Source organism: Paenibacillus bouchesdurhonensis, from assembly GCF_900155685.1.
In the GTDB taxonomy this organism is placed as follows: domain Bacteria; phylum Bacillota; class Bacilli; order Paenibacillales; family Paenibacillaceae; genus Fontibacillus; species Fontibacillus bouchesdurhonensis.
In genome coordinates this window covers 2,702,092-2,717,188 of record NZ_LT732548.1, presented here as the reverse complement: position 1 = coordinate 2,717,188, position 15,097 = coordinate 2,702,092, and the positions used below count along the sequence as shown (strand labels likewise).

Below are 15,097 nucleotides of genomic sequence, written 5' to 3'. Positions count from 1 at the left end.
GGAGTAATGAATATTTTTAGGGCATTAGAAATTAAAAGATGACCTTCAACACATCGGGCCAATTTGGCTCGAAGTTCCAACCTAACCGCCGAAAGGAGCTTACTATGCAGGAAAGGCCCCATTGGATTTGTATAAAAAGGAAGGGGTTGACATGGCAAGCCTGGAAGCTTTCCGTGTAAATCAACGCGCAATCCAGCTCTATAGCGAATATGGGTACCAAACCGTCGATCATTTATTATTTTTGGAAAAACGGGATGCTTTAGATCTTACAGCTTTTATGGCGGAAGAAAACACCGGACAATACACGATAAAACACGGCATTCCTCAAGATGTAAGCCAACTCCCCTTCTATAATCATCGGGCTCCTTGGCAAGTTCGTTGGGAATGTATTCGTTCCGGAGAATCGATTACATGAAGATGGACAGCGAATGAAGGCTGGAATCGGTCAGTCGGCTAAGCGTCTGTTGAGCAAGCCTGCTTGGGATCAAAAATCCTTTATTGATGGATCGAATGTACCATATAATACCGCCCAGCCTAATAACTACGCTTGAGAGGTAAGCGGGAATTTAATAGACTTTCCTTTAACCGCAAATAATGGACGAACAAACAACGTTTCATCCGTCTCTGTAACCAAAGTTGACTGGATGTTCTCATTGTCACTGTCAGGCACAAAATGAAAATGAATGAGCTCCGTCTTTTCGGAAATCATATGACTAACCACTTTCTCTATATTGATTTTCTTTTTGCTTACGATATCAAAAACATGCAGTACATGATCTTCTTGTTCAAATAGAAGTATCACATCCTCATTCGGATCATAGTAAATGGTGTCTCGAAAAACAAGAATAAAGTAGAACATTAACAAATCCTTATTATCCTTTACACCAAGAGTTGACGATACGGGAATTCTTTCAGCTGCAAACTCTTTCATTAGCTCAAAATCCGCCTGATTATCGACATCTAGCTTACGTAGAGCTGATTTTGGCGCCACTTGCTTTTTCAAATCAGATACTGCCAGACTGTAGCCGCTCTCCAGAACCTTTTGAAAACCAAACTTCGGATAAAAATCCAACGCTGTTTTATTTGCAAACAAATAAAAAAAATCATATTCTTTTTCATATTTTTCAATGATATGGTTCATCAGCTTAGCTGCCAGCCCTTGATTGCGATAATCGGGATGAGTCATTACCGTGCCTATTTGGATAGCTGCGTATTCTTTTCCATTTGACGTCAGAGCCATCTTATTAATTGAAGCATTTGCAATAATATGTTCACCATCCACGAATGAATAACATATATAACTATCGTTCCAGAACCCTCTATCATACCACTCCTTGAAATCCAGGCCATATGTTTGCTTTGCAAGATCATAAAAGCTCTTTCTTAATGCTTCCACTTTCCTATAGTCACTGATTAGCTGGTATTCTCGCATCTTAATTCCCTCTCATTTTAGAATGGCTATCTGCTTTTTAACGATTTTAAAATAGATTCGGCAACCCGCGACAGCCAATTCTATCGCATACCTAGTGCATTAAAGAAAGTTGTCACGAAATGTAGCGTAAAAAGGACACTTTCTACTACTATTTGTTTCCTAACTTAAGAGAGCAGAATAAACCAAGCACCATGGCTAACAAGCTGATTACAAGTGTAGCGATCTCGGTTGGGGTTCCTGGAAAGATGATATATAAGGAACCTATGACCGTACCAATAATAATAGCGTACATGATACTAGGATGAGTGGCTAGTAAATATTTAATGAGCTTGCTGCTTAGAATGAATCCAAAGATAACTCCGCTTCCGATAATTGCGATGAGTGGCAGATTGAATGTTGATAGAGCTTCTATTGCTATTGGGTACACACCGATTAGTAGGAGTACAAAGGAACCGCTTATCCCTGGAAGTAGCATTGCCATGCTGGCAAGCGCACCTGCTCCAAATAAGCCTACCCCATACATGAAAGTAAGTTCGATGGTTACATGGCTGTGTGCATCCGCTGGCACTAGTAAGCCTGTTAACGCAATTGCAATTGCTGCAATAATAAACAAAATGTAATGGATCGCTTTAAAGTTCTGCTTAACATCTGCACTCTTATAGAGATAAGGAATAATCCCTAAGATAAGTCCGATAAAAAAGAAATATGTCGACTGTTCATGATTAGCAAGCAGCCATTTCATCACCCGGCTTAGAATGAGTAGAGCCGATACAACACCGATGCCAAGCGGAATAAGAAACCCGAGATGCTTCTTCCATTCCTTGCTGAAAAAACCGCTGATGGATTGAATTAATCGATCATAGAATCCTAAGATTACTGCAATGGTACCCCCACTAACACCAGGAATCAGATCCGCGGTTCCGATCATCATTCCCCGCCATATATTGCTCCATTCAAACATAGATTCTCTCCCTTTCTTTATAGATATGCATATGTGTTTGCATACCAAAAAAAGCATGTCTCGACCATTTTACAATGGTTATAGATGACTTGCAATTTTTTAGGGTAGTTAGATAGGATGTTCTGTCCGTTGTCGCATTTATTAAAATTTTTTAAAAGCTGAGCTAAAGACTCTCCGTTACCTTCCTAACCTCTCCGCCGCTCCATCAAGTTAATGCCAATGCCCATACAAACCACAGCGATAATGCATAGCTTGGCAATCGACGGGAACAGCTCCGCCATTCCCTGCTCATAGATCGCAACCCCTGTCAGTGCATCCAGAGCATGCTTCAAGGGGAATATTTCAGAAATTCCCAAAAGGAACGGGTTCGTAATCGTCCCCGGTGGCATATATCCGCCGCTTAAGAGCGGCATAATTGGAAGCAAGGACGGAAAGACCATGTTAAACTGTTCCGGCGTTCGAACCATTCCCGCGATCAGCATACAGAAAGCAACGATCGTCAAAGTGTACAGCGCAGCAATCAGAGTCAGCATGCCGAATTGGTTCCCCATATTGAACCCTATTACGTAGCGGAATAACAAGAATACGGCGACGATTTGTACAAAGCCGATCAGCACGCTGTATAGCAAATGGCCCAGGTACATCTCCGATTTGCGCATCGGCGACAGAATCATCCGGCTCCATATGCCCGAGGACTTCTCCATCGTAATCGCATTGACCTTGAAGCCGACCGTAAAGGCAGCGAGAAATAAGGTGAAGGTAAACAACAGTTGGAGGCTCATGTCATATCGAGTCAATTCGCTTCCATCCGCAGCCAGCAATTCTACAGTGATCGGCGGCTGCTCCAGATAACGTTCCACCTTGTGCCGGAAAGCGTTCGCATCCTCTGCCTGCTTCGCTGCCGCTCGCAAATGAAGTTCCTCCATGAAGACGGCGCGCACATGCCGCTCCACGATTTGTACGTTTGGATTGTCGATGGAAGCAATAAATCCGTAGTCGTTCTCCATCACTTGCAGCGCCGCGTCGGCGCGCCCCCCGCGTACTTCCGAGCGTGCTGCTCGTTCGTCCTGCAGGAAAAATTCAATCGCATCGCTCTCGTTTAATAGCTGAACCCATTGCTGGGTTGTAGAGACCTCCACGCCTTGCGATGGGAACACGCCGATTTTGATCTTGTTGTCCATGCCCATTCCGAACAGCAGCGTAGCGAGGATGCTTAGCCCGCAGAAGGCGAGCACCATAATCGGGGAACGCTTTTCCTTCATCCATTGTGCTAAAAATATGGGGTTCATCAAATACGCTCCCTTCTCGGAAATAGCCAAACCGCTATGCAGGCCGTTCCAACGGCGAATACGCCCAGCTTCACAAGCGGTACGGTCAGACTTGAAGCCGTCTCCGTTTGCAGCCATTCCAGCAGCACCGCCAGCGTTAGCCCGTTTGGCGTCCATTCGCCAGCGCTTTTCAGCCAGCCCGGCAGTACAAAGATCGGGGCAAAGCTGCCGCCAATCGTCCCGGCAATTAATATAAATAGAAAAGTAAGACCGCTCGCAACGGAGTCCTCCAAACGGAACACCAGAGCTGTGAACAGCGCAGCTAGCGCTCCCAAGCAAAGCGCGAGAAGAACCAGCACGAGGAACATCCCTAGCCAGAATTGCGGCGAACGATCTGGGAATATGCCAAAGGCAAAATGCGATACAAGCAGGATCGTTGTAAGCTGAAGCATGGTTAAACAGAACGTAGAGCTCATTTTGCCCGATAAATATTGCACGGGAGGTGAGCCTGTCAGCAGGATGCGCTGCAGCGTATGCTCCCGCTTCTCGGTCATGGCTTTGGTTGCCGTCGTGGAAGACACGAGCAGAGCGAACACAATGCTGATCGCCAAGGCATAATACTGGAAGGAGGTGACCGTTTTTACGCCAGGCAATATTTCACGTCCGCCTATATTCTCGACATTGGCCATGTCCATGTCCCCTACGTGATGCAATGCCGACTGAAAATTTAGCGTCTTCAAATATCCGTCCACCATATCCCGCAGCACATCAACTTGCAGCGACGCTTTTCCCGCCGTTAGCTGGAGGGCTGCTCCATTCCCATCGTTTAGCGCTATTTTGTTCAGTGCCGCAAGCGTAAAACCATCCGGGATGGTAATGATGGCCTCGATCTGTTCCGCCTCCAGCTGCTGGTGTGCCTCTTCGCTGCTTAGCTCCTGCAAGTGGACAATGCTCTTAACCTCTTCCGATTGAAACAACTCCATAAGTGACTTGCTCAAGGATAAGGATCCCAATCGCGACTCCATAGCCTTTGCCCCTTCATCCAGCGTTAAACGGGAGACAAGCGATTCCTGGAATTGCTCGATGGCATGCTTTTCATTATCCAGATTCACAATAGCGACCTTCATCTCCAATGACTTTGTCGGATTCTCGATCCAGCCGGGCAATGCAAATCCAAGTACGGTAATGAGAACCAGAGGCGTAATGAACGAAATTAGAAGCTCCTTCCGATCTCTCCAATAAACCAGGAAATCCTTCTTAAAAAACGGGATCAAATGCATCCCCCCCTAATCTCTCAATGTCCGCCCGGTCAGATGCAGGAAGACATCCTCCAAGCTCGGCGTATGTACATGTATGCTGGTCATTTGCACATGATGCCGTTCTGCCGCTTGCACAACTTGGGATAATAAATTGCTTTGCTTGGCGGCAATCAGCTTCAACCCCTGTTCGGTTTCTTCAACCTGACGGATCGGCGCGAACGTCCGAAGCTCTTGCACCAGTTCTTTACTCGGCTTATCCAGCTGCAGAAGCAGCGTGTCCTCTCCAGATAAAATCCGGCGCAGCTCCTCCTTTGTCCCCGAAGCGATAATCCGGCCATGATCCATAATGTATATTCGGCTGCATAGCTGCTCGACTTCTTCAATGTAATGGCTTGTATACAAAACGGTGGTTCCCCTCTCCCGGTTCAGCAGTCTGACGGTTTCCAGAATATGATTGCGTGATTGCGGATCAATGCCGACCGTCGGCTCATCCATAATGACGAACTCGGGATCGTGCAGCAGAGCTGCGGCGATGTTGATTCTTCTTTTCATACCGCCCGAGTACGTCTTAATGATTTCCTTCTGCCGCTCGCGCAATCCGACCATTTCCAGCAGCTCTTGAATTTTGATTTCCAGCTCTTTGCCCTTCAAACGGTAGATACGGCCGAAGAACTTCAAATTCTCATAGGCGCTCAGCTCCTGGTACAAGGCTATTTCCTGCGGTACCACGCCGAGTACCTGCCGGATCAGCTGCGGTTTACTTATGACGCTGGCCCCATTCAGTCTCACATCCCCCGAATTCGGCTTTAATAGCGAAGAAATCATTGAAATCGTCGTTGATTTCCCTGCCCCGTTTGGCCCTAGCAAACCGACAGATTCCCCTTTGTCCAAATAGAAGCTGACATCGTCAACCGCAACTTTCCCTTTGAATATTTTTCTTAATTCCAGTGCTTCAATCATATTCTCTGCCTCCTTTAAATCCGGGCGTCAATGGCTTATTTATTCGTTAGTATACATACAAAAAGACAGTGCTCACACTGTCCTTCGTCATTCATTCACGCTGTACCCATGACTCTAGTCATGCATTATTTAAAAACCTGCACCTTCTCCAATGTTTGCTACACGACATTATGGCGAATCGCATAAATCGCTAGCTGGGTACGGTCGCGCAGCTCCAGCTTATCCATGAGCTGGCTCATATGATTTTTCACGGTTCCTACGGACAAGCCAAGTTCCTCGGAAATTTCCCTATTGCTGCGCCCCTCGCCAACGAGCTTGAGAATATCCAGTTCACGCGGCGTGATAGACGGATCGATGGTTAACTCTTCCTCCTCGCTTCGGCGGAGCAGCCGCGGAATCACCTTGGCGGCAACGTCATCCTGCAAAGATAGCCCGCCGGACATGCAGCTCCGAATAGAACGAATCAATGCCTCGGGCTCGGCGTCCTTGAGCAAATACCCGCTTGCGCCGCTTTTCAACGCCTCTAGTGCATACTCGTCATCATTGAACGTCGTCAGCATCAGCACCTTTCGCTCCGGCCACCTGCCGCGAATGATCCGTGCCGCTTCAAGTCCGTTCATGATCGGCATCTGGATGTCCAGGATTACCAAATCGAATAAATGCCGTTCATTGAGTGCGACCGCTTCCCGCCCGTTCACAGCTTCACCCGTAACGCGAAGCCCTTCATCTGTTTCTATCATCATTTTTAAGCCTTGGCGCACCATGGCCTGATCTTCCGCAAGCAAAATTCTGATCATCATCAGGTCGTCTCCCCTTGGCTTATATGTATTTTAGCGGAAATACGCCGCTCACGATAAATCGGTCATGGTGATGAATGACCTCGAAACGGCCTTGATGGCTTTCGATTCGCTCCCGCATCGATTGCAGGCCGAAGCCTTCGCGGAATTGGTCTGCATTGGCTCCAGGATTGGAAATTTCAAACCGGAATACGCTGCCTCCCGGCGCTTCGAATGTAACCTCGGCCTCCCGGGACTTACTGTGCTTCATAATGTTCGTCAAAGCCTCCTGTACGACGCGGTACACCGCAATCGACTGTTCATTCGTTAACGGCGCCGACATCGCTCCATGCTTCACCGTAAAATGAATCTTGATCAAGCTTTCCGCCTCCAGCTTGCGGATCAGCCGCATAATCGCCGGCAGTCCGCCAGGCTCATTGCTCTTCAAAGCTTTGACCGCGCTTCTCGTCTCCTCCAGGCTCTCCCGTGCCAGCTCCCTTAGGTTCCGAGCCTGTGCCTTCGCCTCGCCCTCGGCTTGCATGCGAAATACTTCCAGCTGCATCATAAGAGCCGTCAGCTTATGCCCGACCGAATCATGAATCTCCCGGCCAATCTGCGCACGTTCTTCTTGACGAGCCATCTCTTCACCCGAAGCCAGACGCCTCTTCATTCTTCGGTATTCGCTTAATAATGCTTCATTCCGTGCCTCTGCCGCCTCGCCCTGCTGCCAATTCTTGTGAAATGCGATAAGCCCCATGGCTAGTAACGAAGCATGCAAAGCGATATAAACGGGAGGCAGCGAAGGATAATTGGTGGTAAGCGGCGCCGCTGCACTAAGGACTAGAACGACACCAACGATACTGGCATGAACCGGCGGCAGCCTAAAAACAGCCTTCCCGGCAAGCAAAGAAAGCACGAGGATCGTATAAGGATTAGCCGTTCCGAGTGGATCAGGCCATAACACCATGCTGGCCGCGATTGAAGCTAGGCTCAGATTGATGGCCAGCAGCAGCGGCCTTGTCCTTAGAAGCGGGGAGATAAAATAAGCGGCAAAGAACAATGCGCTGCCCATCAGTCTGGGAGCCATCGTGGCCGCATCCGAGGATACATGCAGAAGTGCAAAAATCCAGATTGCGCTTAATAATAACAGCCAAATCCAATAGATTCGCATAGGATGCTCCTAATCTCACGAATGATATAACTCAAGTGTAGCACACCGCAAATCAAAAAAAGAACTAGAGTAAGGGGCAGAACACTCTGCCCCTCCTCATCAAACCGTACGTGAGGTTTTCCCTCATACGACTTTCCGATGTTCGTCATTCATGTGCATGCAGATTACAGCTCGTTTCGGGCCTCGTCTACAAGGTACACCGGATGGATGTACTACTGGAACTTCTTCTTAATTATCTTAATGTGTTGTTCTCCAAACGAAACTCGCTCTAGGGGGGCGAGCCTAAACTTCGATAAAGGTGATGCACGCTGTCGTTCGCAAACAAATTACTCCATTCTTTTGGGAAACATTGCGATAATTAGCAAGGCTAAAAAAGAACCAAAAAAGCCTACAAAATAAGCAGGTATTTTTAAGAGCCCTCTTTTAGCAGCCATATTACTTGCAACAAACCCAATTATTATATTTATTAATAAAAAAATAAGATACTGCAGCATAAAATACTTAGACATCATCTAATCCCCTTTCTTTATTATATAAGAGTAGATACAAAAAGCTGTCCATAATTAATCCTCTATATGACTTGTGAAATTGTCAAGTCCGAATAATTTATCATAAGAAAATAATTTCATTAGTTCACACCTAACTTCTAATGCACTTGAAAATCCGCCTCAAAGATGGGTTCCATAACCAGTTGGTTGCCATCTGAATGACGCGGTCTCTAACCGTGGGAATCCCCAGCGGCGCTGTTTGCCATCCTTCTTCGGAATATAGTGGCGCTTTACGGGTTGCGGGTGATAGTTACCTTCTTTAAGAAGTCGATGACATTCCTGCACGAAGAATATTTCTCCCCATTTTCTAATGTCTGCTAACGTCTCCCCGTCAACTCCAGACGAGCCATTATTCGCTCGCACTCTCGGCCATGCTTCCCACAGGATGTCTAGCCTATATCATGCCGCTCCCCTTACGCCGGAGGATTCTTCGCTGCCGCTCCAGGTTCCAAGCAGCTTCCGTAGCCTTCATCCAAGTTGCCGAGATTCGGCTTCCTCTTTTCCCTCTTGCGAGGCCTTTTTGACGATGCGGCAGGATTCACTTCATGTTGCGGCCTGGTATATTGCTCGCCCTGTCTCTGACAGGTACTTTCGTCGATATGCTTTTACGTACAGATTTCGCCATCCGCAAGTATCCTAGCTACGCGGGGACTTGGCTCCTCCCGTGACCGGACTTTCATCGGTTAGAGAATGCGTGCTTCTGGGCACACGCAGCAAAAAAAAGGGCTTGAGACTCAAGCCCTTTGTACTCTGGAAATTCTATGTTGGAACCGTTTCAATCATGTCCCGCAATAAGTTCGGTATGGACGCTGGGATGGCTCAGGAAGTTTACAATATTCCTCCTGTTCCGCTGTATGCGCATAAGGGTTGGCGAGAACGCTGAGCAGGCGCTCCAGCACGCTGTAATCCCCATTCTTTTCCGCTGCCTCGAGAGCTTCTTCCACCCGATGATTGCGGGGGATGACCGCAGGGTTGCTGTCTCGCATCCGTTGCTGCGAAGCTTCCTTGCTCTCCGCCTGCCTGTCTAATCTCGATTGCCAACGCTGCAGCCACGGCTCGAACTCCGTATCCTCAAACAGTGCCGCATCCCGCCAGCTGCCGAAGGTTAAAGCTCTGAATGTATTTGTGTAGTCTGCACGGTGCTTGTGCATCAGCTTCAGGAGTTCTTTAACGAGGGCTTCATCGTCCGGTTCCACGTTAAAGAGCCCCAGCTTCGCTCTCATTCCGGTCAGCCAGTGATTATGAAACTGCTCGGTAAAGCCGCCAATGGCTTCTTCCGCAAGCTTCAATGCCTGTTCCTCATCGTCATGCAGCAGCGGGAGCAAGGACTCCGCTAATCTAGCGAGGTTCCATGCCCCGATATAGGGTTGATTGCCGTAGGCATAGCGCCCCTCACGATCAATGGAGCTGAACACGGTTGCCGGATCATAAGCGTCCATAAACGCGCAAGGCCCATAGTCGATCGTCTCTCCACTCAGCGTCATGTTATCGGTATTCATCACGCCGTGGATAAAGCCGACCAGCTGCCATTTCGCGATCAGCTTGGCTTGGCGGCTAATCACTTCATGCAGCAAAGTTAAATAACGATTGTCGCCATTCTCCGCATTGGCCACCGCTTCGGGATAATGTCTTTGCAGCGTATAATCCGCCAAGGCACGAAGCTCTTCGCGCTCCCCTCGACCTGCGGCATACTGAAAGGTGCCGACACGGATATGACTAGCTGCCACACGAGTCAATATTGCGCCGATCTGCTCCGACTCGCGCATGACCGGCTGACCCGTCGTCACCACCGCAAGGCTGCGTGTCGTCGGAATGCCAAGCGCGTGCATCGCTTCGCTGATAATATACTCGCGCAGCATTGGCCCAAGCACCGCGCGGCCATCGCCGCCACGAGAATAAGGCGTTCGGCCAGAGCCTTTAAACTGGATATCGACCCGTTCGCCTTGCGATGTTACCTGTTCTCCAAGCAATACGGCCCGTCCATCGCCCAGCATCGTGAAATGGCCGAACTGATGACCCGCATACGCTTGGGCTAGGGGCAGAGCGCCTTCGGGTATTTCATTGCCAGCGAGCACAGCTGTGCCCTCACCGTCTTGCAGCGCTTGGGCATTCAGCCCGAGGGATTCTGCAAGCGATTCATTGAACACGACCAGCTTCGGCTCGCGTACAGGCGTCGGATTTTGCAAAGTATAAAATATGTCCGGCAGCCGAGCATAGCTGTTATCAAAGTTCCATCCTGCTTCTACAGTTGTTTTATTGTCGGTCATCGTATTCTCCACATTTCTTCAGTCTTTTTTGAAATTTAGACCTTGGCATAGTCTCGTCAAATCCATGCATTGAGGTATTTTCTGTTATTCATGAGTTTAACATACCCTAAAATGAATGAAAAACTCAGTCCGTTAGAGGATTAACGATCACCGTGTTAACCTACTTTTATGTTACAAATCATTGGTGAATTTCATTCGTACACGATAAGCTCAATAATACGATTACTTGATTCCCCTTGTTTTACTTAATTTCGTAATTATAGCTTCTGCTAATTGAACTGGGCTATAATTCTTCGCCTCCAAATATCCATGTCTATCCGTAATTCCGTGGATTTCTGTTCCATCCAAACGGACAGGCAGGATGTATTCACCGTTCAGGTATTGTCTGTACATAGCGCTATTACGTTCAAGATCACACCAAGCTTTCTTCGTATAAATTTCGGAAATAAACATTACACAATAAGTTGCGCTATTTTGATATAACTGATCCAAATACACAAATAAGTCTTTTCCCCATAAAGATAATTCTTCAAACTCATCGTAAAACACTTTAATCCCTTTAGTCTTTAATTCCTTTGCAATAATCTCTACATAACTGCGGTCTTCTCCGGCAAAAGAAAATGCAACATCATATTTATATCCTGAACAACTCCCCTGAATGGGCAGTTGTGGTTCATCAGAATGATTATTCATATTTATATTCCCTACCGAGACTACATTTGCATGAAACTGCCCGCCATTAACGATAATTCCCTTATTATTATTGTTGTGCATAAAGCCTCCTAGACCGCACTATTTTGAAAAGCGCTCTTTACTTGATTTATAATCGTGTTGGTTTGATTGCCAACAGATACGTTATCAGCGGAGAACGAACCGCCATTGATCATAATTCCCTGATTAATAATCGATTCTTTCCGTTGAACAAATTCCGAAACATCCACACCTTGGCTATCTAGAAACTCTATTATACTGTCTGTAAAGCAACGCTCAATTTGTTTCTTGTACATAGCCAAATCGGATTTTTGAAAGAAATTCTGCATCTTATCGGTAGCAGCCATTTCCCTTATACTTTCATATGCTCCATAATCGAATCTTTGATTTTCACTAACTTGCTTAACGTCATCTTTCTTGCCCTTCCAACTAGCCAAAAAGGCTGTTCCATTCCGAATAGCACGAATTGGCGAAAATGGCAGATAAAAAATAGCGGGAAGTACCGAAGAAATCCCCATTTTAACAATGCGTCCAAGAGGAATGGATGAATTAAGCTGATCAATTTCATAAAATTCTGACTCTAAGGGAGGTAGAACATAGTAATTAGCCTCTATAAATAGATGTTTATCATTTTTATGTATCCTAAAAAATGAGGATAGTACGAAATTCCCTTGCCAGCCTACTACTTGTACCGATTGATAATAGCGAACATTTTCTTGCTGACTTTCCTTAATTTCGTCAACCAGAGTATCGGAAATATATGGATTTGGTGCTTGAAAAGGATTCGAAAGAAACCGATGATCCTCTCGAATGTCTCTTCCGCTCACATAAACCATATCCTGAACAGTTAAATTTCGAATCTGTAAGGAATTCATCTTCTTATTAATATAATTATATAAAGCATGTAATGAGATATCAGCCTGCTCTGATCCGAGTCCTTCTGTTTTAGCTGTACTACAAACGAATGACCATCCATCCATATAATCTCCCGAACCTACAAATGGATTGTATCCACTATAATAGACAACATTGCCGACTTGCAGCTTTTCTAATTCTTTAATACGAGGTTTAAATTGCGCTTCTATGAATGATCTTTTGTCGTCCTTCCCCTCCATATACTTCAAATCTTTAGCAACAATTCGATAACCTATGTATAAATTACACCATCTTAGTAGAAACGAAATAAATAAAGGATATGTAACAAGGGTTACCACAAAGTGGGGAATCCCCAGCAGAACACCATGAGATGCAAAGGAAGAAATAAAAGCCCACAAAATAACAAGAGACATGATAGCTTCCACAATAAAATCCCTCATCTGACCGCGCAAACAATGTCTAACAACAAGAGGAACATCAACGCCATATGAGGGTGCTACAAATCGAGTTGTATTATCGATAATTTGTTCAAAGACTTTAATTCTAAATTTTGGACTTATTTCAGCTGCTGCACATAAATATCTAGTAATATCATACTGTGGTTTCTTCATCCCACTCTCCCTCTCTCTTTAAACTTATTCTGTAAAATAGACTTTTTCTTCATGACTTCCATCTCCTGTTGTCTAACCATAATTGAACCCCCATCAAAACCCTAGGGAATGCAAAATTTCATCTGCTAACGCGCTATAATCCAAACTTGTTAATAACTTCTCATTTTGTTCTTTCGTTAATGAATTAATAGCAATGGATTGCTCGCTCATTTCTTGGGCTAATTCCGAAGAACGCCCTCCTACAGATCCTATAATAAAAGCAGGCAGCCCTCTCTGTTGAGCAAGTTCAAATTCCTCATCAATCCCTGGCTTGGATAGCCCATGCTGCTTCCCGCCAAGTAAAATAATACCTGCCGCGTCCATATCTGCAATCATAGCCTGACGCATAAGAGTTAAGCTATCTGCACGATTATTGTTAATATTATCTGTTGAAAATACTGTCGCTTGATTTGCTAGCTCGCTGACTGCAGCTTGAGTCACAAAATATTTCGAAATATACATATGGACCGCGTTAATATAATCATCTGCACGTTGTCTTCTAGCCAGATCTAAAATCAAAGGTTGAAACGTAGGATGGCTTCCAAAAATGACGGTTCCGCCCTTGTCTAATATAGCTTTAGAAAAAGAGAATACGGCATTTGTCAGCTGTTGCTGATAATCAGGTTCGTAGTCTGGAAAAGAGCCAGATATAATAACGCCCTTCTTCGGGTGATGTTTTTGATCTAATGCTAAGTATTTCTGAAGAGATGTTACATATTCATCTATAGAATCAGTACAAATTGGTTCATTCGCCATCCTAGTCTTCATCGATACATTTGGACCAAGCAATAAACCTGAATCAAAATGGTAGCCCAAATTAGGATGAGCTTGATAACCAAGTTCAGAAATCATCGGTTCAAAGCTTGCTCTGTCGGCATTCTTGGGATTTCTACCGAATAATTGTAATACGTGCGTTAATGGGCGCTGGTAATAGTGAAATTCTTTATTTCTTCTCGGTATCTTGACTTGATACACCATATTTCTCTTATTAAGAGGGATGAGATCAATACTATTAGAACTAGCAAGCTTTTGCAGTCTACTTAAATGATCTATTACGGTCATAGCATTGTTCCTACTAATCTGAAATACTTTATCAATTATGTCATCGATGATTTCAGGCGATTTTTTTAGATCATCTGCATATAGCGTTTCAAATTTAAAATGAGGTTCTTCACCCGGCAAGACATCAAGGCTTACTCTTTCAGAATCAGAGCCAATCTTTACCCAAACTATAGGCAGATTTAATCCTAAAGCAATTTGCAACTCTTTCTTGACCCACTTAGATTCACCACTTAAAGGGGTGTCTATAAATACTACTGCGTCACTTTTATATAGATTTTTTTCTATTTCATCCTGAGCATCTTGTCCTACTTTTATACTGATCAAGTCTCTAAAAGCTTCAACTTCATCAGCTCGTCTTCTAAATTCGTTATAAAATTCTGCAGCTAGTTCTTCGCCATCTGCCCGTCGATGACTTATGAAGAGATCCATCCGGTCAACAGCCATCGTTGGTTGAAGTTTTGACATGATAAACCTAATCAATACAAAAGCAATTGTATCTATATTCCTATTTGTTAATCTTCTTTGGCGTAATTGATCAACTACTTCAAAACTTTGAAGATGAGAAATGAGTTTGGCCGGAGTACGTGTTTCATTATAAAGCGACACCGGAACTACAACACACTTTAATTCCAATGCCTGACGCAAAAGCGCTAAAACATTCTCGGAGTATTCCTCGTTGTCATTGTTGAAGATAACTATCATATCATCAGATTGTAATGAAACTGTGTGAAGATGCATTGCCGATTTGAGACATCTTACATCAGTGTATTCTTCTAATTCAACACGAAATGTATCATAAAATGCTTCAGCCACTTGATCTTCACCGATGGTTAGCATTGGATTAATTATGGTCACACTCATCCTATTCCCTCCAATTTTCACATTAAATCAAAGTACTATAACCGAAATTAATCCTTATGGACTAGGTCAAATTACACAAAAGTATACCCCATCAACTTTGTCGCATGCTGTCGATTCCTGTTCTTAATTAAATAGTTTTTAAAATATACATCTTTCCTCAATATTTTAGAGCAGACTATATACAGAATAATATGGCAGCGGCTTTGGAGATTGATTGATCATTAGGAGTTTCTGCATGAGCGAGTATTCATAAAATCACTATAGATTATTGAAAAAAGAAAAAGTCAGGATTATT

At 44.9% G+C, this 15,097-nt stretch carries 13 protein-coding genes; 1 reads left to right on the top strand and 12 read right to left on the bottom strand.

Annotation, left to right across the window (positions count from 1 at the left end):
* Nucleotides 1–121: 121 nt before the first annotated feature.
* On the top strand, nt 122–415 hold the full coding sequence (locus CZ379_RS16555) for a hypothetical protein (protein ID WP_110932630.1): 294 nt from the start codon (nt 122–124) through the stop codon (nt 413–415).
* Nucleotides 416–541: 126 nt separating this feature from the next.
* On the opposite strand, the gene CZ379_RS16550 is transcribed toward CZ379_RS16555, so the two are convergent.
* The 12 genes from CZ379_RS16550 to CZ379_RS16490 form a co-directional block, all read right to left on the bottom strand.
* A complete protein-coding gene (locus CZ379_RS16550) occupies nt 542–1,432 on the bottom strand; it encodes a GNAT family N-acetyltransferase (RefSeq protein WP_110932629.1) in 891 nt (296 codons plus the stop codon).
* Between the two features lie 148 nt (nt 1,433–1,580).
* Nucleotides 1,581–2,393, bottom strand: coding sequence for a DUF368 domain-containing protein (locus CZ379_RS16545; RefSeq protein ID WP_110932628.1), 813 nt, complete (start codon nt 2,391–2,393; stop codon nt 1,581–1,583).
* A gap of 185 nt (nt 2,394–2,578) precedes the next feature.
* On the bottom strand, nt 2,579–3,631 hold the full coding sequence (locus CZ379_RS16540; protein WP_267890520.1) for an ABC transporter permease: 1,053 nt from the start codon (nt 3,629–3,631) through the stop codon (nt 2,579–2,581).
* Nucleotides 3,632–3,681: 50 nt separating this feature from the next.
* A complete protein-coding gene (locus tag CZ379_RS26700; RefSeq protein WP_234404931.1) occupies nt 3,682–4,935 on the bottom strand; it encodes an ABC transporter permease in 1,254 nt (417 codons plus the stop codon).
* Nucleotides 4,936–4,947: 12 nt separating this feature from the next.
* Nucleotides 4,948–5,880 (bottom strand): ABC transporter ATP-binding protein, encoded by a 933-nt coding sequence (locus CZ379_RS16530; RefSeq protein ID WP_110932625.1) that lies wholly within the window; start codon nt 5,878–5,880, stop codon nt 4,948–4,950.
* A gap of 158 nt (nt 5,881–6,038) precedes the next feature.
* Nucleotides 6,039–6,677 (bottom strand): response regulator, encoded by a 639-nt coding sequence (locus tag CZ379_RS16525; protein ID WP_110934419.1) that lies wholly within the window; start codon nt 6,675–6,677, stop codon nt 6,039–6,041.
* A 22-nt stretch (nt 6,678–6,699) separates the two neighbouring features.
* On the bottom strand, nt 6,700–7,827 hold the full coding sequence (locus tag CZ379_RS16520) for a sensor histidine kinase (protein ID WP_110932624.1): 1,128 nt from the start codon (nt 7,825–7,827) through the stop codon (nt 6,700–6,702).
* A gap of 326 nt (nt 7,828–8,153) precedes the next feature.
* A complete protein-coding gene (locus CZ379_RS16515) occupies nt 8,154–8,336 on the bottom strand; it encodes a hypothetical protein (protein ID WP_110932623.1) in 183 nt (60 codons plus the stop codon).
* An 818-nt stretch (nt 8,337–9,154) separates the two neighbouring features.
* Nucleotides 9,155–10,642 (bottom strand): protein adenylyltransferase SelO, encoded by a 1,488-nt coding sequence (locus CZ379_RS16505; protein ID WP_110932622.1) that lies wholly within the window; start codon nt 10,640–10,642, stop codon nt 9,155–9,157.
* 222 nt (nt 10,643–10,864) lie between these two features.
* Nucleotides 10,865–11,416: a toll/interleukin-1 receptor domain-containing protein gene (locus CZ379_RS16500; RefSeq protein ID WP_110932621.1), complete on the bottom strand. Its 552-nt coding sequence runs from the start codon at nt 11,414–11,416 to the stop codon at nt 10,865–10,867.
* Nucleotides 11,417–11,424: 8 nt separating this feature from the next.
* Entirely contained in the window at nt 11,425–12,840 is a 1,416-nt protein-coding gene (locus CZ379_RS16495; RefSeq protein WP_110932620.1) for a hypothetical protein, read from the bottom strand.
* 93 nt (nt 12,841–12,933) lie between these two features.
* Nucleotides 12,934–14,802: an SLOG domain-containing protein gene (locus CZ379_RS16490; protein WP_110932619.1), complete on the bottom strand. Its 1,869-nt coding sequence runs from the start codon at nt 14,800–14,802 to the stop codon at nt 12,934–12,936.
* Nucleotides 14,803–15,097: the final 295 nt, after the last annotated feature.

Coding starts and splice junctions, on each gene's coding strand:
- CZ379_RS16540 (WP_267890520.1), bottom strand. CDS start 3,631: ATGGTGCTCGCCTTCTGCGGGCTAAGCATCCTCGCTACGCTGCTGTTC.
- CZ379_RS16525 (WP_110934419.1), bottom strand. CDS start 6,677: ATGATCAGAATTTTGCTTGCGGAAGATCAGGCCATGGTGCGCCAAGGC.
- CZ379_RS16505 (WP_110932622.1), bottom strand. CDS start 10,642: ATGACCGACAATAAAACAACTGTAGAAGCAGGATGGAACTTTGATAAC.
- CZ379_RS16520 (WP_110932624.1), bottom strand. CDS start 7,827: ATGCGAATCTATTGGATTTGGCTGTTATTATTAAGCGCAATCTGGATT.
- CZ379_RS16515 (WP_110932623.1), bottom strand. CDS start 8,336: ATGTCTAAGTATTTTATGCTGCAGTATCTTATTTTTTTATTAATAAAT.
- CZ379_RS16550 (WP_110932629.1), bottom strand. CDS start 1,432: ATGCGAGAATACCAGCTAATCAGTGACTATAGGAAAGTGGAAGCATTA.
- CZ379_RS16545 (WP_110932628.1), bottom strand. CDS start 2,393: ATGTTTGAATGGAGCAATATATGGCGGGGAATGATGATCGGAACCGCG.
- CZ379_RS16530 (WP_110932625.1), bottom strand. CDS start 5,880: ATGATTGAAGCACTGGAATTAAGAAAAATATTCAAAGGGAAAGTTGCG.
- CZ379_RS16490 (WP_110932619.1), bottom strand. CDS start 14,802: ATGAGTGTGACCATAATTAATCCAATGCTAACCATCGGTGAAGATCAA.
- CZ379_RS16495 (WP_110932620.1), bottom strand. CDS start 12,840: ATGAAGAAACCACAGTATGATATTACTAGATATTTATGTGCAGCAGCT.
- CZ379_RS16500 (WP_110932621.1), bottom strand. CDS start 11,416: ATGCACAACAATAATAATAAGGGAATTATCGTTAATGGCGGGCAGTTT.